The following is a 17882-nucleotide window of genomic DNA, read 5'->3' on the forward strand; positions in this document are numbered from 1 at the left end:
TGCGCAAGTGGGCACGATAGACCGGAATGGGTGGGCACGTTCACCGAAATACGCAGCCGGGAGCGACGGCATACCGCAGCTCACCATTTGTGCGATTACCTGACCTACTACATCACTCACTATGCTTTGCTCCTGCCAACGAACTGGTGACCACGTGCGGCCGACGCACATCGCCAACCCGCGACGGAATACTCGCGTAGTCGTGCGCGCCTTCGCGCAGTGTGGTCATCCGCATCATGTGACGTGGCGAAAGGTTTGCAGCGCCCTTGTGCGTGCGAGGGCCTGCAGCGGCCGGCGATTCAACGTCTGGCACTTCATCAACGGCGCTCATTCCGCACGCTCGTCTGTCTTGCAGTAGACGCGGAACGAGAGCGCGAGCAACTCGGCTATGGTCCGCTGCATGTCGGCACCCTGCCGCTCCAAGTCGTTCCGTTCCTTTGCATTGATCTCGTCGTCGTCAATGGCACTGTCGAAAGTGGACGCGAACGCGCCTAAGCGGACGTTCAACTCGCGAAACTTCTTGCCCAGGTCTTCGTTGCGGTGGTCGATGTCGGTCGGCATCTTGAGGAAAACGCCGCCGCTTTGAATTGCGACAGCCTCAGCGAAGTGTGTGGTGCCTGCGAATGTCTGCATGAGCATCGCAAGCTCCACATCGACTCCCTGCCCCTTGCGCTCGTAGATGCGGTTTTCCAGCGCGTTGCGAGTCATCCCGACCGCACCCGTCATTGCGTCCCAGCCGCCCGGGAAAGCCTTGATTATTGCTAAGTAAGATTTCCTGATTTCCACTACGTTCCGCCTCTCTTGGTGGTTTGCCAATTACTTTTTTCTCAATACCATTCGTCAATGTGTCGCCGGTCGTGCAGTTGAGCTGTCCAAGGCCGGCGTGGCTCTCACGTACGCCCAGTCCACCTTGCTGTTGAGGTGCTCACACCGAACCTTTCCGCTAGTGAGACGCTCGATGGTCGGACAGTGTTCGGCGGGGACGCCGTTGACGAGCCACTGCTGAACAACCTGATAACGAACGCCGACTGCCTGAGCGAAAGCCTTAAGGGTGGGATACATGGCGATGGCCGAAACCAGCGCTTCATTGACGGGAGATTTATCCATGGGCGAGATCATACTAGAAAAACTAGTGCATACAAGAAAATTCTGTATTGGCACAATAAAATCTTGTACTCATACTCGGGGGATGAGCATTCACAAACGAATTAAAGAGCGACGGCTAGCCTTAGGCTTAACAAGTCATAAGGCCTTGGCAGATCTGCTAGGCGTGGCCTGGCAAACCGTGCAGCTATGGGAGAAGGAAGATGGGACCGCTCCCAACCGGAAGCGGATAGACGATGTTGCGCGCGCGCTGCAGACCACTCCAGAGTGGCTCATTCATGGGACGGCTGAAGCCGCCGCTGCCGACAGCAATGGTCCGAAGACAAACGCCATCCCACCCGCACGCATGCAGTGGGTAAGTGACGAGGAGTATCACCTGCTGAGCTTGTACCGCACAACCGACGATGAGGGGCGGGAGAAGATAAGGGACACGGCGGAGGCGATGCCCAGGGTCTTACTTCCCTTTGTTGTTAGCAACTAACTTTAGCGACACCCGTTGTTTCTCGAGGTGCTTCTTCGCGTCCAACTCCAGAAGCCGGAGGTTTTCGTCCTTGCGGCGCTGATCCATTGCTTTGTAGGCAGCTATAACTCTTGCCAAGTTTTCCATTGCTTAGAGTAAATCTTATTTCAAAAGAACCAACTATACCCCGTAGTGACAATGCTGGTATAGCCCAGTAAGAGCAGCTTTACACCTCCAATTGTGATTTGAAAAATCACACATTCTCACAATTCTAGTAACTTCCTCTATGACAGTTGGTAGTCTGACGATGGTCGCGCTCGAGATATTCCTGCAACTTCAATGCCTCCAATTTGGAGGCGAAAACAACACTTTCGGGACTAGGCGCGTGAAAATTGCGCGATGCAAACCCCACCCACCCAAAAAAGTCTTCAACAGAGTTACATCAAAACGGCACTTCGCCTCCCTCCTGCGCTTAAAGAAGATCTTGCGGACGCGGCCGCTCGTGCTGGTCACTCACTAAACGCCGAGATTATTGCTCGATGTCAGGCCTTGCCACTTATTGAGCAGATTAGGCTCATTTCTGCGGAGAATGCCGAACTGCGAGCACTGCTACGAGAATTGCTAGCTACCCTATCAACAAAATAACAGTTAGTTTAAAACAACAAAAGCCCGTATTTACGGGCTTTTTTTTCTCCTCACGACACAAGAAATCTCTGCCGCTTCGCTAGTTTTTCTTGTATTACTAGTTTTTCTAGCATAGAATCGGCCCCATCAACTACCGGTGGGGTGATCATGCGAAACACGACAGTCAAGGATTTGAAGGCAAGCATCGAGCGCGCAGCCACAGCTGCACGCTCCACTTTCCCCCGCGATGCAGGATTGCGCTCCCGGGCATTTTGCTCACTCCTCAGCGACGATATTGATTTTGCAGATACAGCACTGGCGGCGTTGCTCAAAGAAGTCGCCGGCATTGCGCCCTCCACTCAAGCCGATGAGAGCGCCTCGTGAGAGCCTTCATCGTCAAGGTGCGGACCGCCACCTACACAAACACCTACACCGCCCTCGCCGCCCACGCAGCTGACGCCCAGGACGAAGCACGCGACTTGCATGGCGTTGACTGCTACATCTTCGTGACGCCTCACCATGCGGTCGTCCAGTGAAGACGGCCACCAAATCACCTGAGCTCCAGGCGGCGCTCAAGGCCGCGAAGCTGGCCGCAGCCGTGAGCCGCGTTGCAGACGCCACTGGCATGGACAGGTCCGAGATCACCACACAGGACGGCACCCAGCTTGACACGTTTAAGTTCCTAGATGCGATGCGCGCGCGAGGCTACCAGGTCAGCGAACCACGCATACCGCAGGCACAGACCCGGCGCGGGCACACCGCCTGGAAAGTGGACATCACCGTCCCTGCCGGCGTCAGCGTGCAGCTGGTGTTCTTTACGCCTGGCGTGACGCAATGACTGCGCCGACCCATCCCCTCGCCGTCGACGTCCGTGCGCTCCTGCAGCGGCCGCTCAGCGAACTGCGCGGATTCACCGACCCGGATGGCCGGCCGCTGTCGCCGCGCCAGGTGCGAATCGCACTCGTCGCGGAGCTGGCCAGCGGCCACGAGCTGCTGCCCATCGGCAGCGCCCACCAATTCAATTTCATCAAGAAGTAACCCACCCGCATTAACCAGGAGAGCACCATGAGCAAAGCAAAGAGCCCTGCGCGCGCAGCTGCGGCACCGCCGCCGCCTGCAGCAGCACTGTTGGACCAGGGTACGTATGGCGTCTACGACCTAAGCGACATTCGCAAGTCGCCGACCAATCGCAAACGCTTCAATGAGGTTGCGCTGCAGCAGCTGGCCGCCAACATCAAGGAAATGGGCGTGGTGCAGCCCATCCTGATCCGCCCTGTCACGCCAACCACCGAGCAGCCCGAGCCGTACGAACTGGTCGCTGGTGAACGCCGCTGGCGCGCCTCAGGCATCGCCGAGGTCGCAACGATCCCGGCGATGTGCCGCACGCTCAGCGACAAGCAGGCAGCGGAAATCCAGATCCTCGAGAACCTCCAGCGCGAAGATCCGCACCCGCTCGAGGAAGCCGAGGGCTACGAGCAGTTGATGATGAATCACGGCTATAACGCCGACCAGCTGGCCGACAAAATCAAGAAGAGTCGCGCCTACATTTACGGCCGCTTAAAACTGTGTGCGCTCACCACCGAAGCTCGCGAAAAATTTCTCACTGATGAAATCTCGGCGTCCACGGCACTGCTGGTCGCTCGTATCCCCGTTCCGGCTCTGCAGGTGCGCGCACTGGCCGAGATCACAGCGACGAGCCATTACCAACCAGAGCCGATGTCCTACCGAAGCGCGCAAAAACATATCCAGCAGCGGTACACACTGGACCTGAATAACGCAAATTTCGACGTGGATGACGCCAAGCTACTGGCCGCCGCCGGCTCATGCGCTAAGTGCCCGAAGCGCTCCGGCAACCAGCCGCTCATTTATGAGGACATCAAGAGTGCAGACGTCTGCACAGACCCGGATTGTTTTTCGGAAAAGCGGGCCGCGCATTGCGCCCAGGTGATCGTCATCGCGAATAAGACCGGCGTCCCCGTCATCGACGGCGAAGAGGCAAGAAAAATTGTTCTGCACGGCCGAGGCACTGAATTCGTTTACGAAAACACTTCGCTTTTCTCCTTTGAGCGCAATGCTCCATCCACCGGCAACGCAGGTAAAGCCGGCGACTACCTCGGCAAGGAGAACATGCCGAAGCCGGCAAGGTATCTCAAGGATAGCTCGGGCAACGTCACCCCGATCTACGACCGCGCTGCAGTCCAAGCCGCCTTGGAAAAAGTTGGGGCGTGCGAAAAGGTCGCCGAGCATGCAGCGCGCATGGCTGAGATCGAACGTGCCGACCAAGCGAAAGGTGGAACACCACCCACAGCGCAACAATTGATGCGCGAGAAGTACGAAAAAATGGCCACCCGCGAGACTGATTTCCGCATTGCGCTCTACCGACAACTCCGCCAGCGCGGCGCCAACGGATTTAGCCTTGAATCATTGCGCGACTTCGTCAAACTCATGGTGCGCAGTAACAACGACTACGCCATCCCAGATGACCTTATCGGCGACGTGTATCCATTCCCGGATGCCACTGACGATGCGGTGTGCACATACATCGACCAGGCATCGCTTCCCGAGGTACAACTCGTACTGGTTGACCTGGTGATGGGCGAGTGCCTGGGCGTTGATGCCATGGATATGGACGACCTGGAATATGCCGATCAGGCTCCAACGTGGAGAGTGCTCACGGAGATGGCGCGGCACGAAGGTATCGACACCGAACAGGAGCGACGCAAGTTTGAACTCGGCAATACTCCAATCGATGAACTCCCACCTGAGGACTTCGCCGACCTGATACGCCTGTCACCGGAGCGCCTGGCCGACTTGACGGCCTTGGTGATGGCTGACCAGCCGCACAACGTTTCGGCGCTGCAGCGCGCCGCGAACGCCAACGGTTACACCTGGACCCAATGGCAGACGCCATCCCCTGGGAGCGCGTGGACAAAAGGCGACGGGAGCATTGTGCTGCTCACGGAAGAAATTACCGTGCAACCTGCCGCGTCAGCCGACCAGGCAGCGTCTGTTGTGACGATCGAGGACGGCGACTATGTGGATGCCGGCGACTTCGAGCAGCCGGCACCCGAGACCGCAAGGCGCGCCAGCAAAGCGAAGACGCAGAAGGCCAAGCCTGCTGCGCCGGCGCTGGAGCCAACCACCGCTACCGACACCATCACGCCGCCCCAGACAACGAAGCAGGTCCCGGTCGAGGCTTGGCCATTTCCTAAATCCCGCAACTAAAACCAATTAAGCGAGACACTCCATGAGCACCATCACCAACATCAAATCTGCTTTATCCCGCATCGCTGCCGCGATCGTGGCAGCGTACAAGACCGGCGCCGGCCAGCCTGCCCTCGGCCCAGCCGCGACTCCGAACATCAACGCGCTGCTTCTAAACCTCTGCGACGGTGATCGTGACCGCGCTCTCTGGGTGCTGCGCTGGCTGGCTTACCCGCTGCGCAACGAAGGCGCCAAGATGGCCACAGCGCTGCTGGTGAGCGGAGTATCAGGTAGCGGCAAGTCCCTCTTCTTCGAACAGGTCATCAAGCCGCTATATGGCAACCGTGCGATCACGCCTCGCAAGCCGCTAAACAGCCCATTCAATGACTGGATGAACAGTAAGCTTTTTGTTCTGGTCGATGAGTTCCGTCTGTCACCATCAATCGCTCCACGAGTAAAGCAATTGATCTCCAACCCCACGATCCTCATCAACTCGAAAGGCCGCCAAGAGACAGTCGAGCGAAATAGCATGAATTTCGTCTTCATGAGCGGCGCGTCTGATCCATTAATCAACGATACGAACAACCGCCGCTTCATGGTGATCGAGCCGCGTAAAGCCCTGCCACAGGCGGTCTACGCGGGCGTGGCGCAGGAGATCGCAAGCGGCGGCATCGAGGCGTTCTACCACTTCCTCCTGCAGCAGCTGGACACTGACGACTTCTGCACCCGCACCGCACCGCTCAACAAAAAATCCACCATGAAGGAAGCCGCATGAACGCCCCACTCGACGCCATCACCCTCGCGGCACACGCCGATGCGACCGCCATCATGGACTTCTCCGCAGCCATGGCCACCAAAATGCACCAGGCCGCGATGAAAGGGCATGCTGGATGGGATAACCCCACCCTGTGCAGCGACGCCTCCCTGCGCGTCCTGCTACGCGAGGCGGTCGCAAAAGGCGACCCGATTGACGTCGGCAACTACGCCATGATGATGCACACGCGCGGCATAGGTACCGCGATGCCCGAGGCCTACACCACCATCGTTATGCAGAACCAGGACATGCGCGCCGCCCTGCGCGCCGTGCTTGATGAAGTGGCACCAGGCAGCACGCCGATCAGCATCGACTCGTCCCTCCCCCGCAGCGTGATCGACCAGGTCGCGCGCGCGGCCGACCCAAAATCTTTCGGAGCCTAATCCATGTCGCATCAAGACCAAACGACTCAAGAGACCATGATCACGCTGCTCCGCGCATGTGGCTTCGATATGCATAACATCAAGCACGGTCAGCACCAGGTCAAAGGCACTATCGAGAATGCCACTGCATTTTTCAAACTCATCACTGCAGGTGCCGATGCTAATGCCAGCGCATCGCAGGACGCCGAGGCCGAGTTGCTGGATATGCTGGGTCGAATCCACCCTATGGCGATGAAGCGCGAGGACGACATCGGCGGTGGGAAAGAGAGGCTTACACGAGCATATACCAGGCAGCAGCCTTGGCCCGTTCCAGATCAAGCATGCATCGTGTGGCGCGCTGACCTGATGCGTATGTCAAACGACCTCACACACAAGCAGGCGTTCTTCGACCATACCCTCAAGCAGGAACACGATGTGGTCGCCGGCATGCCACCGGACAGCGGAAGCGACGCGGCGCTGCTGGAGGTCGGCACCATGTACATAACCAAGGACGGGTCGCGAATCCCCTCACTCCGCTGGCCATGCCGGTTACTGGACGGAGGCGAGTACACACTGTACGTGAAGCGCGACCTCGGCGCGCAAATACCGAAGAGTGAAGCCGGCGCAGCACCTATGACGCTGGAGCGCTTCAACGAAAAAATGGACGCGCTGGATGCCGCCAATCCCGCACCGTTGGCAAAACTCGAAAAATCGCAACCACAACGCTGATACGCGTCCGGTGGTTGCTGCCGCCGGTCAGTTCAACTAAAAACGAGAAGCACGAAATGCGCTACATGACCATCCCTAAATTTGCCGTGGAATCGGGCTACACCGAGGACGCTATCCGCACCAAAATCAGGGATGGTATCTGGCCACAAGGCGACGTCTGGATCAAGGCTCCGGACGGCCGCAACCTTATTGATGTACAGGGATTTGAAAAATGGGTAGAGACGGGCGGGGCGTTAAAGCTGCATCGCAAAGCAGCATCGAAATCACATTCACCTATAAGGGCGCTAGGTGCCGTGAGCGCATCGCGCTCCAGCCCACCCCCGCTAACCTGAAGCGCGCCGAGCACCACCGCTCGGCCATCATGCACGCTATCGCCACCGATAGCTTCGATTACACAGCGACTTTCCCTAACTCCAACAACGCGGCAAAATTTGCCGACCAGCGCGGTGACGTCGAGCTGATCGAGTCCTACCTAGAAGCTTGGCTGAAGCGCCAGAAGCCCCACCTCAAGGCCAGCGGATGGGACGGCTACCGCAAGATCGTGGACGGCAAGCTGATCCCCTGGTTCGGGAAACTCAAGGTGTCGGAATTGAAGAAGAAGCACATGCGGGAAAAGCTACAGGAGAGCACCGCCAGCAACAAGACCCTCGCCAACATTCAGAGCGTCATGCGGAAGGCCCTGGACGACGCCATCAACGACGAGCTGATCGATATCAATCCACTGGCCAACTGGTGCTTCTCCAAGATCGAGCCGCCGAAGGAAGAGGATGAGATCGACCCATTCAGCAAAGACGAGCAAGCCATCATACTCGAGCAGCTAACCGGCCAGGCCCGTAACCTGATCCAGTTCGCGTTCTGGACCGGCATGCGTACGTCTGAGCTAGTGGCGCTGGACTGGGGCGACATTGATTTCGTACGCAGCGTGGTCAGGGTTACTCGCGCCCTCACGCAAAAGTCCAAGGAAGCGGAGAGTACCAAGACGGCGGCAGGCCGCCGCGACATCAAGCTGCTGCAGCCGGCAGTCGACGCACTGAAGCTACAGAAGCAGCACACCTGGCTTCGTGGTGCCGAGGTGTTTCAGAACCCGCAGACTGGCCAGCGCTGGACTGGCGATCAGTCGATCCGTAAAACACTTTGGACATGGGCTCTAAAGCGCGGCGGGGTACGGTACCGGAAACCGTACCAGACGCGCCACACCTACGCCAGTATGATGCTCTCAGCTGGTGAGCATCCAATGTGGGTTGCCAAGCAGATGGGGCATAAGGACTGGACAATGATTGCTCGCGTGTATGGGCGCTGGATGCCTGACGCAGATGCGACAGCCGGTAACAAAGCCGTAGGCGTATTTGCGAGGTCACCGAGCGAACTACTCAGCAATGCAACCGTGTAGTCATTTTACTTTACGGCGCACAGCCTTGATGTATGCCAGCAGTTGATCACCTTGGGGCGTAAGCTTCCATCTCCGTATTACACCTTCGGTTGCGATGACGATGAGGCCCAAGCTGCGAAATTGATAAACTACAGTATAAAAATCTTCTTGATGAACAGTAAAATTAAAAAGAGAAACGTCCCGGAAGTTTCTTTGGGACTTTAGGTCGGCCTCCACCTCCTGCTTGATCCGAGAACCAATACTCGCCTTCAAAACGCTCTCGGTCGTCCCATTCAGTAAATCGGGACCAACGACAGCAAATATTGTGTTCCAAGTTAGCATGACTGTGCTGTCGTGGCTGCTCGCGCCTTGACCCACCCTGGCCGATTGAAAGTTATAGCGCAATTCACACAGTTCATCCCCTTGCGAGAGGTCCTCGATCGGGAACGGGGGCGGCGCAGATGCCAGAAGCAGTGCCTCAAGTTCGTCAATCCGACGACGATACTTGATTAACTCTTCGGCATTAACCTCCCCACTTGGAGTTGCTTTCACCCAACCAACAGCCGGATTATTCCGCATCAGATGTAAAACACCCACGATTACACCACTCTGCAAATCAGCGGGGCTGCTCCACCGCCGACAGAGCTTCTTCAACACTAGTTCCTTGAATAATTGAAGCTTGTCGCGTCCCTCGGCAGATTGTTCCGTCTTCGCACTAGGTATCTGGCCTGGGTCGGCATGAACGAAGCCGATTATTGGCTTTCGTTGCTCAAGAGCGTAGCGATACTCCATCTCGGTATAACTCATTCCGTCCGGGCCTAGTGAGCCATACCGCCCACCGACCACAACCACATAGTAATCGCTATCATCGATTACTTTCTTTATCAGGGTCCATTGATCGGAGTCAGCGGCCGAAAACAACTCCATAGCCGCCGGAAAACAATCCAATTCCAGAAGTCCCTGCATAACTGCCTTCCGTTCCTCCCTGAGGTCATCATAAGTGGAGCTGACAAATACTTGATAACGTTTCTGCATGAAGGCCTCTTGAAAAGCGGACGAAAAAGAGGCTGTCATTATGTTGTCATTCCGAAGCCAAACCAGCCCCAGAATACCCCAACTAATGACAGCCTCAATTTACTAACTACTTGATTCTAAAGTGTTTTTTGGTGGAGACGGCGGGAATCGAACCCGCGTCCGCAAGCACTCCACAGACAGTTCTACATACTTAGCACTATCATTTAATTTAACCAGTACAACACGGACGTGCACGTTTTGGACTAGCGATTCACCTTAGATTTAGCGCTGATTGAAGTGACCCCTCACAGCGCGAGTCCCTGTAAATGACTCCACAGCTTTTAACGGCCCACCCCAGGGACGAGGTGTTGTGGAGCTAACAGCAATTAAGCTGCCAGTGCGTACGAGTTATCGTTTGCAGTTAAGTTTTTTCAGGTTGTATTTACGAGGTAGCCCGCCCTCGGTATGCCCTGCTCTGCTTTGCAACCCACGTCGAAACCAGGTCGTCCCCACAGACCTGTGATTCTACCCCACTTTGACCACGAACGCACTCACCACACGTCACCGCGTCAAACGCCCGTCACAATCGGTCGCTATGATGGCTTCAGTTCTCACATGGAACGACTCATTAGCACTCTACGGGGCGCTTCTACCGGCGCCGGCGGTCGGGAAATATACCGGCACCATCTTCCTGCGGGATCGGGTCCATGACCCGATCCCGCCTCCCCTCATACTAAGTAACGAGCGTGACTGCGCAGTTGGCTGTTGCAACGCAACACAAACTGATCAACTTCCAGAATAAAAGCGTCAAAATCACGCGGATTGTTGATTGGTTCGTGATTGCCTGCATTAGAATCAACGGTGACACGACTTTCTTGAACGATTTTCCATATATGCCACTCCCAGACGTCATCGACGCAACCCGACCGAAAAAACGGGGCCGGCCACTCAAGGGAGAAGGCGGGGGGTTGCGCGCGGAGCTGATCGAGAAGTCTGCCGTGCTGTTCCGCACAAAAGGTTATGAAAATACCACCGTGCGCGATATCGCAGCGGCGGCCGGCGTGCAGGCGGGCAGCTGGTTTTATCACTTCAAGTCCAAGCAGGATATCCTGGCCGCCATCATGGAACACGGCATGGAGCAGGCGCTGGCCGACATCGAACGCATTGGCCAGCAGCCGCTGCCGCCTTGCCAGATCCTGTCGCAGCTGGTCGAGGCGCACCTGCATACCCTGCTCGCACCTGACCACCACTATATTGCCGTGCTGTTGTACGAATGGCGCTCGCTCGACGAGCCGTCGCGTTCGCGCGTGGTGGCGCTCAAGGACCGCTACGAAGCGGTGTGGGATCGCGCCATCGTGGCGCTGCACCAGTCGGGCGAATGGATGACGCCGTCGCAGTTCGACCGGCTGCTGATCTTCGGCGCTCTCAATTGGACGGTGCAGTGGTACAAGCCCGACGCGGGCGCCGATGTGCCCGAGCTGGCGCGCCAGGCGCTGCGCTTCATCCTGCGCACACCAGCGGCGCCGGACGCACAGACGTAAATACGCGACTTGAGGCACAATAGGATCCTCTCCACCAGGCAAGGAAATCCATGATTTACGAAGTCGCCGAAATCTATGTCAAGCCCGAGTCGCACACCGCATTCCAGGCCGGTGTGGCCGAAGCGGTGCCGCTGTTCCGGGGCGCCAAGGGTTGTTTGTCGATGCGCCTCGATCGCGATATCGAAACCCCCGATACCTATCACCTGGTGATCGGCTGGGAAACGCTCGAAAACCACACCGTCGATTTTCGCGAGAGCACGGATTTTCATGCCTGGCGCGCTCTGGTGGGCGACCACTTTGCGCGGCCGCCCAAGGTGGAGCATTTCGCAACCGTGGTGGACGGCTTTTAAGCCCCATCACCCAATCACTACACGGAGGCTTCATGACACGCACCATCCACCGCAACTTTACGGAAGTCACGGACGCCGAAAGCGCGCGCACCGCCTTGCTGGCCAAGGGTTTTCCACCGGCCAGCGTGACCCTCACCCGTCACAAGCCGCTGCCGCAAAACGGCGCCACCAGCACCGTCAGCCACCTGCTCGACAACCTGACCCCGGGCGGCCCGGACGCTGCCGAGCACGCGCGCGAGCGCAACGGCGCCATGCTCACCATCGACATCTACGAAGATGAGCAGCAGGAGCAGGCTGACGCCATTATCGCCACTTTCGGCGCCCGCGCGGCGTAGAGCGCGTAACAAAACCTCCATGGCTTCGTTGCCGCTCCGCGCCGTACTTGCGTACTGTCTTCGTCGCTGCGCCTTGCCCTGAAGGTTATGTTAAGCGCTCCAGGTCTTCCTCTTATGCGGCAGGATGGTGAAACACCTGCCGCAAGTACGCGAGGAAAGTCTCGTCCTTGCACACGGTCTTGCCCGGCGAGTCGGACAGCTTGGCCACCGACTGGCCGTTGCAGGCCACCAGCTTCATGACGATATTGAGCGGCGCCAGGCCCACATCGTTGGTCAGATGCGTGCCGATGCCAAAGCCGGTCATGATGCGGTCGGCAAAATGGCGGTACAGCGACATCGCTTTTTCCAGGTTCAGGCTGTCCGAAAATACCAGGCGCTTGGTCTTGGCGTCGATGCGCAGTGCGGTGTAATGGGCCAGCGCCTTTTCGCCCCACACCACCGGGTCGCCCGAATCGTGGCGCAGGCCGTCGAACAGCTTGGCAAAATACAGGTCGAAGTCGTCCAGGAACGCATCCATTCCCACCACGTCGGTCAGCGCAACGCCCAGGTCGCCGCGGTATTCCTGCACCCACGCTTCGAGCGACGCCTTCTGAAAATCGCGCAGCCGCACGCCGAACGCCTGGAATGATTGCATGTATTCGTGCGCCATGGTGCCGATCGGCACCAGGTCGAACTTCATCGCCTGGTACACGTTGGACGTGCCCTTGAAATACTCGGGCACTTCGCGCGACAGGCGCTGCACCACCTCGTCGTGCCAGGCGCCGGAAAAGCGGCGCCGCACGCCGAAGTCGGAAAACTCGAACGGGTTCAGGCGCTGCGGCTCGGTCTGGCCGAATTCCTTCAACAAGGCGATCTTGGCGCCCAGGCGCTGGCGGCCCTCGGCCAGCGCAGCGTCCTGGTCGAAGCGGCGGAAGTAGAGCTCGTTGACGATGTACAGCACATAAATCTCGAAGCCCATCACGTGCACCTGAGGACCGGCCGCGTGGATCACCAGCGTATTGGAGGCGGCGTCGGCACGCACGTCGATGAACTTGCGCTGGAAGCGGAACACGGTCAAGAAGTCGACGAAATCGCTCTTGATGTAGCGCAGCGCGCGCAGGAAATCGAGTTCTTCGTCGCGGAAGCTCATCGAACACAGGTGGTCGAGCTCGCGCTCGATTTCCTCGATCAATTCCGTCAGCGGATAGGCGGTCTGGTTACGGCAAACAAATTCGTACTCGGTGTGGGCGTTCGGATGGCCATGCAGCAGGGCCTGCCACATGGTGAATTTGTATAAATCTGTCTCCAGCAGGCTGCGGACGATGGGCTGCTTCATGGTGTCTGGGGGTCTCCAAATTGCTTGTGTCCATGATCTTACGCGATCACGGCCGGGAACGTTGTCCACCTGTTACAGCCTGGCTTTGTAGGCAGCCAGGCTGGCCAGCAAATGCCGCTGCACATCGCCCTGGCGCTTGAGACGGGCCAGGCCGACGGCCATGGGCCCCGCCAGCGCCGCCCGCGACGAATTGAGGTAGGCGTGGCCGGTGGTGGCCAGCAGCACGCCGGCCTGGCGCATGGCACTGGCGGCCTTGCGCTGCTCGGCGCCGAGAAAATACAGGTAATCGCTCACCGCTTCCTCGACGTCGAAGTACAGGTCGGTGCGCCCCAGCTGCAATTTCTTCACGCCCTGGGCGATGGTGGCAATGGTCGATACTTGCCTGGCCGGCAGTTCGCGCAGCAGCATGTGTTCGAGTTCGACGATGCCGAGCCGGTATTCGCACTGGATGCCGCCGGCGCGCAGTGCCTGCCAGGTATCGAAGCGCAGGCCCGGGCGGGTGGCGTAGGCGGCAAAGCGCACGGCGTTGTTGGGCTCGGGCACCCGTACCAGGCTCGGGTACAGCAACTGGTAATCGAAGGTGCGGCCCAGCTCGCCATCGACCTCGCCGGTAAGCACCATCGCGGTGGCGCGCTTGGGCGGCACCTCGACGAAGTCGAAGCCCAGCCCCAGCTCGCTGGTGAGCTGGGTGTACACGCGGATCAGCCACTGGGTGCGCGGGTTGTCGTGCGGACGCGAGAACACGAACCGCAGCACGTCCGACGCCGGCGCAGCAGCGGCCACGTGCCCCGCGATGGGCAGCGCAGCCGAGGCGGCCAGCAGCTGGCGCCGGGTGATCATCGCAGCGTCAGCTAGCGTTGGCCAGCAGTTCGGGCAGCACGTCGCCCGACTGCATCAGCCGTACGCCGCGCGCGGCCATCGCCTGCAGGAAGGCCTGGTACTGGGCGTCGAAGCCGGCAACCGGACTGATGCAGTCGGTGACCAGCACCAGTTTCGCAGCATCGGTGCCGAAATGGTCGGCGATGTGCTCGACCGTGGCTTTTACGCAGTGGCTGCCGGCCTCGCCTGCCACGTAAATGGTGTCGGCGGCGGCCAGCGCTGCCACGAAGGCGGTGTTGAATTGCGTGGCGGTGTCGTCGTCGTACGGCACTTCGGCCATCACGGCCGAGTAATGTTCGGTCCACGGATTGGAACCTTTGGCCAGCTTGGTCACCATCTTGTGCCGGCTGTCCTCCCAGGCGTTGTAGGCGGTGCGCACGTCGTCGTGGACGTTGTTGCCCCAGCTGCCGATTTCGCAGTGCACGGGCCAGACCATGAGCTTGTAGCGCCCGGCGGCTCCCAGGCGGTCGAGGTAGTTCAGTGCGCGGCCCAGGCCGGCCGCATCGCGCGGCAGGTACTGGCCGGCGCGCACCTGGGCGGCGGTAATTTCGGTGAAGGGCGTCACCGGCTGGCCGTCGCCGGCGATCCAGAAAGTGGGATGGGCGATGTCGAAGCGGTGGTGCGAGTCGAGCGTGACGCTGATGGCGGTGATGCCGTCGCGGCCGCGATTGATCAGGCTGGCCAGGCGCTGCATGTCGGCGTGGGCGCCGGGCACGGGCAAGGCCGGAGCGCGCGCGGCGCCGGTGACCGGATGCACCGGTAAATAGGCTGGCGGCAGGTCGCAAAAATCGTTTTGCGGGTCGATGATCAACAGGTGCAGGTGGCGTTTCATGCAGGGCTCCGTAACGGGTAGTCCCCATCATATCCCGGACCGGCTGCCCGCCTTGCAGACTTGTGGCGCGCCAACGACGAAGCTCCGTCCAGCGGTGAAAACGAAGCCCCGTCGAGCGGTGAAAACGAAGCCCCGTCGAGCAGGGCTGGCGTCGATCAAGCCTGGTGGAACTTAGCCGGCGATGGCGGCGATCTGGCTGCGCGCGTTGGCGATGGCGTCGGCCACGGCCGCTTCGCCCATGGACACGCCTTCGGCGCGGATGAACGTTACGTCGGTCATGCCGATGAAGCCCAGCGCAGCGGCCAGGTAGGTGGTCACGTGGTCGTAGCCGGCGGCAGGGCCGCTGCTGTACACGCCGCCGCTGGCGACAACGACATAGACTTTTTTACCGGTGACCAGGCCTTCGGGGCCGTTGGCGCCGTACTGGAAGGTGCGGCCGACGCGGGCGATGTGGTCGATCCAGGCTTTCAGGGTCGACGCGACGGAGAAGTTGTACATCGGCGTGCTGATGACGATCGTGTCGGCAGCGAACAGTTCATCGACCAGGGCGTCGGAGGTCTTGATGGCGTAAGCCTGGTCGGCGTTGCGCTGCTCGGCCGGGGTGAAGAAGGCGCCGATCAGCTGTTCGGTGATGTGCGGCAGCGGGTTCTGGGCCACGTCGCGGCGGACCACGGTGGCGGCCGGGTTGGCGGCCTGCAGTTTGGCCACGAGTTCGGCGCCCAACTGGCGCGACAGGGAACCGGTTTGACGTGCGCTGCTATCGATATGAAGAATGGTTGCCATGATGGGCTCCTGGTAAGTGGTGAGTTGCATCCATCATAGATCGGGTTTAGTATCGAGGAAATACACTAAATTTCAATGATATCTATCGATATTGTAGATATAAGGACTGACACCATGCGCGACCCCGGCCTCCCCTCTCTCGACCAGCTACGCGTGTTTATCGCCGTCATCGACCATGGCGGCTTTGCCCACGCGGCGCGGGCGCTGCACCGCACCCAGTCGGTGATCAGCTACACCATCGCCAACCTGGAAGAACAGCTCAATATCGAGTTGCTCGACCGCAGCAAGCGCAAGCCGGTGCTGACCGAGGCGGGCAAGGCGCTGCTGGCCGACGCCCGCGCCGTCTCGCTCAAGGTCGATGGCATGCGGGCGCGCGCCAAGGCCATGTCTTCGGGCCTGGAGGCGGAAGTGTCGGTGGTGGTCGATGTGATGTTTTCCACTTGCAAGCTGGTGCGCATCCTGCACGCGTTCCAGAAGGAGTTCCCCACGGTCTCCATGCGCTTGCGCACCGAGGCGCTGGGCGCGGTCACGCAACTGGTCATGGAGGGAACGTGCAAGATCGGCGTGAGCGGCTGGATGCCGGGCACGCCGGATACCATCGAGCGCCAGAGCTGCGGCTATGTCACCATGGTGCCGGTGGCCGCGCCCGACCATCCGCTGGCGCAGATCCGGGGCAAGATTCCGAGCGCGGTACTGCGCGAGCACACGCAACTGGTGCTCACCGACCGCAGCACGTTGACCAAAGGCCAGGACTTCGGCGTGATGGCGCTGCGCGACTGGCGCCTGGGCGACTTGAGCTCGAAGCACGCACTGCTGCGCAGCGGCATCGGCTGGGGCAACATGCCGGTGGAATTCGTGCAGTGGGACCTGGACGCGGGCCGCCTGGTGCAGCTCGACGTCGCCGAAGGCAGCTCGTTCAGCTTCCCGCTGTACGTGATCCGCCGTGGCGACGAGGAGCCGGGGCCGGCCACGCGCTGGCTGATGCAGCAGTTTCTCGATCTCGAACACGCCGGCCACGAGGCCGACACCGCCGCGCACGCGCAACCGCACCATGCGCAGGAAGCGCCGGCGCATTTTTACCGGCTGGGTAATGCGGCGCAGGACGGCCCGCTGCCGCCGATGGCCGATGCGCCGCCTGAGTTGCTGACAACTCCGGCGGCGCCAGCGCCTATCGCACTCCGGCAGCGTTGAGTTTCTGCCGCAGCCGCGAGATTTCTTCGGTCAGGTCCACCACCAGCGCTGCAACGTCGTCGTTGGCCTCGAAGTCGCGCTCGATCTGCCACAGGCGGCGCGCGCGCACCAGGTCGGCGCTGGTGAAGCGCCAGACCGAGTGATCGTCCGGCGCGGTTTCCAGCAGCACGCCGGTGCGCACCCGCTGTACCACCCAGCCCGGCTCCACTGCACACGCGTGCGCCAGTTCGTCCAGGGTCAGGGCCACTTCGTCGATCACTACCGCGGTGACGATGGTTTCATTGCTCGTTGCCATGCTCATCCTCCCGCGCGCGGATTGAACGCCATCTCGCGCGCCATCTGCTGATACAGTTCTTTGGCTTTATCGGTGGCAGCCGGCGGCAGCGCCACTTCCAGCAGCAGGTACAGGTCGCCCGCTTCCTTGCCCGGAATGCCGCGTCCGCGCAGGCGCAGCTTGCGGCCGGTTTGCGAGCCGGCCGGCACCGTCACGTTGACCTTGCCCGACGGCGTGGTCACCTCGATTTCGCCGCCCAGCGCCATTTCCCACGGCGCCACCGGCACCGTCTGATAGACGTCGCGGCCGTCGATGCGGTAGCGGGCGTTGGCGCTGAACTGGATTTCCAGGTACAGGTCGCCCGGCCCCGCTTCGCCATTCTGGCCCTGGCCGCTCAGGCGCAGCTGCTGGCCGGCCGTCACGCCTTTCGGAATGTTGACGCTGAGCGTGCGCTCGCGCGTGTGAATGCGGTCGTGCTCGTCGCGCTCGGCCACCATCAGGCTGATCTTGCGGGTGGCGCCCGTGTACGAGTCGGACAGGTCGATGGTGATGCTGGCGTGGGTATCGTCGCCCTTTTGCGGCTGGTAGGCCTGGCGCCGGCGACCACCGCCGTTGCCGAAATTGGCGAACAGGTCGGAAAAAAAGTCGTTGGGATCGGCGCCGGCCAGTTGGCGCGGGTGCCGCACGCGGTACGGCAGTCGT

25 protein-coding genes and 1 other RNA gene are annotated in these 17882 nt (G+C 60.0%); 16 read left to right on the top strand and 10 right to left on the bottom strand.

Annotated features, from left to right (window positions below; genetic code table 11):
* Nucleotides 1-327 precede the first annotated feature (327 nt).
* Together DUPY_RS02370 and DUPY_RS02375 are read right to left on the bottom strand one after the other, a co-directional pair.
* Nucleotides 328-786 (bottom strand): YmfL family putative regulatory protein, encoded by a 459-nt coding sequence (locus DUPY_RS02370; RefSeq protein ID WP_070246111.1) that lies wholly within the window; start codon nucleotides 784-786, stop codon nucleotides 328-330.
* A gap of 54 nt (nucleotides 787-840) precedes the next feature.
* Nucleotides 841-1119, bottom strand: a complete 279-nt coding sequence (locus DUPY_RS02375) for a YdaS family helix-turn-helix protein (RefSeq protein ID WP_307188182.1) — start codon at nucleotides 1117-1119, stop codon at nucleotides 841-843.
* On the opposite strand from DUPY_RS02375, the gene DUPY_RS02380 reads away from it, so the two are divergent.
* The 12 genes from DUPY_RS02380 to DUPY_RS02415 all read left to right on the top strand — a co-directional run bounded on the left by DUPY_RS02380 (nucleotide 1067) and on the right by DUPY_RS02415 (nucleotide 8687).
* The gene (locus DUPY_RS02380; RefSeq protein ID WP_229255214.1) at nucleotides 1067-1585 is read left to right on the top strand and encodes a helix-turn-helix domain-containing protein; all 519 of its coding nucleotides are present in this window, start codon (nucleotides 1067-1069) and stop codon (nucleotides 1583-1585) included. The genes DUPY_RS02375 and DUPY_RS02380 overlap by 53 nt on opposite strands.
* 378 nt (nucleotides 1586-1963) lie before the next feature.
* The gene (locus DUPY_RS29190) at nucleotides 1964-2209 is read left to right on the top strand and encodes an Arc family DNA-binding protein (RefSeq protein ID WP_141749391.1); all 246 of its coding nucleotides are present in this window, start codon (nucleotides 1964-1966) and stop codon (nucleotides 2207-2209) included.
* Between the two features lie 147 nt (nucleotides 2210-2356).
* Complete coding sequence (locus tag DUPY_RS27710; protein ID WP_141749392.1) at nucleotides 2357-2572, top strand: hypothetical protein; 216 nt, start codon at nucleotides 2357-2359, stop codon at nucleotides 2570-2572.
* On the top strand, nucleotides 2569-2724 hold the full coding sequence (locus DUPY_RS28280; protein ID WP_167359016.1) for a hypothetical protein: 156 nt from the start codon (nucleotides 2569-2571) through the stop codon (nucleotides 2722-2724). Before DUPY_RS27710 ends, DUPY_RS28280 begins: the two co-directional genes overlap by 4 nt.
* Nucleotides 2721-3026, top strand: coding sequence for a hypothetical protein (locus tag DUPY_RS02385; RefSeq protein WP_070246095.1), 306 nt, complete (start codon nucleotides 2721-2723; stop codon nucleotides 3024-3026). Before DUPY_RS28280 ends, DUPY_RS02385 begins: the two co-directional genes overlap by 4 nt.
* Nucleotides 3023-3226 carry a hypothetical protein gene (locus tag DUPY_RS02390; RefSeq protein WP_070246096.1) on the top strand — a complete coding sequence of 68 codons (204 nt, stop codon included), beginning with the start codon at nucleotides 3023-3025 and terminating at the stop codon, nucleotides 3224-3226. Before DUPY_RS02385 ends, DUPY_RS02390 begins: the two co-directional genes overlap by 4 nt.
* A gap of 27 nt (nucleotides 3227-3253) precedes the next feature.
* Nucleotides 3254-5413, top strand: coding sequence for a ParB/RepB/Spo0J family partition protein (locus DUPY_RS02395; protein WP_070246097.1), 2160 nt, complete (start codon nucleotides 3254-3256; stop codon nucleotides 5411-5413).
* A 22-nt stretch (nucleotides 5414-5435) separates the two neighbouring features.
* Nucleotides 5436-6167: a primase-helicase family protein gene (locus tag DUPY_RS02400; RefSeq protein WP_070246098.1), complete on the top strand. Its 732-nt coding sequence runs from the start codon at nucleotides 5436-5438 to the stop codon at nucleotides 6165-6167.
* A complete protein-coding gene (locus tag DUPY_RS28605) occupies nucleotides 6164-6589 on the top strand; it encodes a hypothetical protein (RefSeq protein ID WP_070246099.1) in 426 nt (141 codons plus the stop codon). The genes DUPY_RS02400 and DUPY_RS28605 overlap by 4 nt, the downstream gene beginning before the upstream one ends.
* A 3-nt stretch (nucleotides 6590-6592) precedes the next feature.
* Nucleotides 6593-7297 carry a hypothetical protein gene (locus DUPY_RS02410; protein ID WP_070246100.1) on the top strand — a complete coding sequence of 235 codons (705 nt, stop codon included), beginning with the start codon at nucleotides 6593-6595 and terminating at the stop codon, nucleotides 7295-7297.
* Nucleotides 7298-7353: 56 nt separating this feature from the next.
* Nucleotides 7354-7629, top strand: a complete 276-nt coding sequence (locus DUPY_RS29195; protein WP_141749394.1) for an excisionase — start codon at nucleotides 7354-7356, stop codon at nucleotides 7627-7629.
* The gene (locus DUPY_RS02415; protein WP_371851727.1) at nucleotides 7560-8687 is read left to right on the top strand and encodes an Arm DNA-binding domain-containing protein; all 1128 of its coding nucleotides are present in this window, start codon (nucleotides 7560-7562) and stop codon (nucleotides 8685-8687) included. The genes DUPY_RS29195 and DUPY_RS02415 overlap by 70 nt, the downstream gene beginning before the upstream one ends.
* Here DUPY_RS02415 and DUPY_RS02420 read toward each other — a convergent pair whose 3' ends face one another.
* Both DUPY_RS02420 and ssrA read right to left on the bottom strand, forming a co-directional pair.
* Nucleotides 8688-9701, bottom strand: a complete 1014-nt coding sequence (locus DUPY_RS02420) for a DUF4062 domain-containing protein (RefSeq protein WP_070246113.1) — start codon at nucleotides 9699-9701, stop codon at nucleotides 8688-8690.
* A gap of 129 nt (nucleotides 9702-9830) precedes the next feature.
* Nucleotides 9831-10191: a transfer-messenger RNA gene (gene ssrA / locus DUPY_RS02425) on the bottom strand.
* 382 nt (nucleotides 10192-10573) lie between these two features.
* On the opposite strand from ssrA, the gene DUPY_RS02430 reads away from it, so the two are divergent.
* The 3 genes from DUPY_RS02430 to DUPY_RS02440 are packed head-to-tail and all read left to right on the top strand — an operon-like array spanning nucleotide 10574 to nucleotide 11906.
* Complete coding sequence (locus tag DUPY_RS02430) at nucleotides 10574-11221, top strand: TetR/AcrR family transcriptional regulator (protein ID WP_070246102.1); 648 nt, start codon at nucleotides 10574-10576, stop codon at nucleotides 11219-11221.
* A gap of 50 nt (nucleotides 11222-11271) precedes the next feature.
* A complete protein-coding gene (locus DUPY_RS02435) occupies nucleotides 11272-11571 on the top strand; it encodes an antibiotic biosynthesis monooxygenase family protein (protein WP_070246103.1) in 300 nt (99 codons plus the stop codon).
* A gap of 32 nt (nucleotides 11572-11603) precedes the next feature.
* Nucleotides 11604-11906, top strand: a complete 303-nt coding sequence (locus tag DUPY_RS02440; protein WP_070246104.1) for a hypothetical protein — start codon at nucleotides 11604-11606, stop codon at nucleotides 11904-11906.
* A 112-nt stretch (nucleotides 11907-12018) separates the two neighbouring features.
* Here the strand turns inward: DUPY_RS02440 and pncB are convergent, their stop codons facing one another.
* The 4 genes from pncB to DUPY_RS02460 form a co-directional block, all read right to left on the bottom strand.
* Nucleotides 12019-13221, bottom strand: coding sequence for a nicotinate phosphoribosyltransferase (gene pncB, locus DUPY_RS02445; protein ID WP_070246105.1), 1203 nt, complete (start codon nucleotides 13219-13221; stop codon nucleotides 12019-12021).
* A gap of 72 nt (nucleotides 13222-13293) precedes the next feature.
* Nucleotides 13294-14061 (bottom strand): transporter substrate-binding domain-containing protein, encoded by a 768-nt coding sequence (locus DUPY_RS02450; protein WP_070246106.1) that lies wholly within the window; start codon nucleotides 14059-14061, stop codon nucleotides 13294-13296.
* 7 nt (nucleotides 14062-14068) lie between these two features.
* A complete protein-coding gene (locus DUPY_RS02455) occupies nucleotides 14069-14932 on the bottom strand; it encodes a cysteine hydrolase family protein (protein ID WP_070246107.1) in 864 nt (287 codons plus the stop codon).
* Nucleotides 14933-15103: 171 nt separating this feature from the next.
* Entirely contained in the window at nucleotides 15104-15715 is a 612-nt protein-coding gene (locus DUPY_RS02460) for an FMN-dependent NADH-azoreductase (protein ID WP_070246108.1), read from the bottom strand.
* 114 nt (nucleotides 15716-15829) lie between these two features.
* On the opposite strand from DUPY_RS02460, the gene DUPY_RS02465 reads away from it, so the two are divergent.
* Nucleotides 15830-16906 (top strand): LysR family transcriptional regulator, encoded by a 1077-nt coding sequence (locus DUPY_RS02465; protein WP_070246109.1) that lies wholly within the window; start codon nucleotides 15830-15832, stop codon nucleotides 16904-16906.
* Here the strand turns inward: DUPY_RS02465 and DUPY_RS02470 are convergent.
* Both DUPY_RS02470 and DUPY_RS02475 read right to left on the bottom strand, forming a co-directional pair.
* Nucleotides 16884-17201, bottom strand: coding sequence for a chaperone modulator CbpM (locus DUPY_RS02470; protein WP_229255215.1), 318 nt, complete (start codon nucleotides 17199-17201; stop codon nucleotides 16884-16886). The genes DUPY_RS02465 and DUPY_RS02470 overlap by 23 nt on opposite strands.
* 2 nt (nucleotides 17202-17203) lie before the next feature.
* On the bottom strand, nucleotides 17204-17882 hold a 679-nt coding region (locus tag DUPY_RS02475; protein ID WP_070246114.1), incomplete at its 5' end, for a DnaJ C-terminal domain-containing protein.

The sequence above is a fragment of the Duganella phyllosphaerae genome (assembly GCF_001758785.1).
Classification (GTDB): Bacteria; Pseudomonadota; Gammaproteobacteria; order Burkholderiales; family Burkholderiaceae_D; genus Rugamonas; species Rugamonas phyllosphaerae.

Coding starts and splice junctions, on each gene's coding strand:
- pncB (WP_070246105.1), bottom strand. CDS start 13,221: ATGAAGCAGCCCATCGTCCGCAGCCTGCTGGAGACAGATTTATACAAA.
- DUPY_RS02410 (WP_070246100.1), top strand. CDS start 6,593: ATGTCGCATCAAGACCAAACGACTCAAGAGACCATGATCACGCTGCTC.
- DUPY_RS02450 (WP_070246106.1), bottom strand. CDS start 14,061: ATGATCACCCGGCGCCAGCTGCTGGCCGCCTCGGCTGCGCTGCCCATC.
- DUPY_RS29195 (WP_141749394.1), top strand. CDS start 7,354: ATGCGCTACATGACCATCCCTAAATTTGCCGTGGAATCGGGCTACACC.
- DUPY_RS02400 (WP_070246098.1), top strand. CDS start 5,436: ATGAGCACCATCACCAACATCAAATCTGCTTTATCCCGCATCGCTGCC.
- DUPY_RS02430 (WP_070246102.1), top strand. CDS start 10,574: ATGCCACTCCCAGACGTCATCGACGCAACCCGACCGAAAAAACGGGGC.
- DUPY_RS28605 (WP_070246099.1), top strand. CDS start 6,164: ATGAACGCCCCACTCGACGCCATCACCCTCGCGGCACACGCCGATGCG.
- DUPY_RS02455 (WP_070246107.1), bottom strand. CDS start 14,932: ATGAAACGCCACCTGCACCTGTTGATCATCGACCCGCAAAACGATTTT.
- DUPY_RS02390 (WP_070246096.1), top strand. CDS start 3,023: ATGACTGCGCCGACCCATCCCCTCGCCGTCGACGTCCGTGCGCTCCTG.
- DUPY_RS02420 (WP_070246113.1), bottom strand. CDS start 9,701: ATGCAGAAACGTTATCAAGTATTTGTCAGCTCCACTTATGATGACCTC.
- DUPY_RS02375 (WP_307188182.1), bottom strand. CDS start 1,119: ATGATCTCGCCCATGGATAAATCTCCCGTCAATGAAGCGCTGGTTTCG.
- DUPY_RS27710 (WP_141749392.1), top strand. CDS start 2,357: ATGCGAAACACGACAGTCAAGGATTTGAAGGCAAGCATCGAGCGCGCA.
- DUPY_RS29190 (WP_141749391.1), top strand. CDS start 1,964: ATGCAAACCCCACCCACCCAAAAAAGTCTTCAACAGAGTTACATCAAA.
- DUPY_RS02435 (WP_070246103.1), top strand. CDS start 11,272: ATGATTTACGAAGTCGCCGAAATCTATGTCAAGCCCGAGTCGCACACC.
- DUPY_RS02470 (WP_229255215.1), bottom strand. CDS start 17,201: ATGGCAACGAGCAATGAAACCATCGTCACCGCGGTAGTGATCGACGAA.
- DUPY_RS02440 (WP_070246104.1), top strand. CDS start 11,604: ATGACACGCACCATCCACCGCAACTTTACGGAAGTCACGGACGCCGAA.
- DUPY_RS02380 (WP_229255214.1), top strand. CDS start 1,067: ATGGCCGAAACCAGCGCTTCATTGACGGGAGATTTATCCATGGGCGAG.
- DUPY_RS02395 (WP_070246097.1), top strand. CDS start 3,254: ATGAGCAAAGCAAAGAGCCCTGCGCGCGCAGCTGCGGCACCGCCGCCG.
- DUPY_RS02465 (WP_070246109.1), top strand. CDS start 15,830: ATGCGCGACCCCGGCCTCCCCTCTCTCGACCAGCTACGCGTGTTTATC.
- DUPY_RS02460 (WP_070246108.1), bottom strand. CDS start 15,715: ATGGCAACCATTCTTCATATCGATAGCAGCGCACGTCAAACCGGTTCC.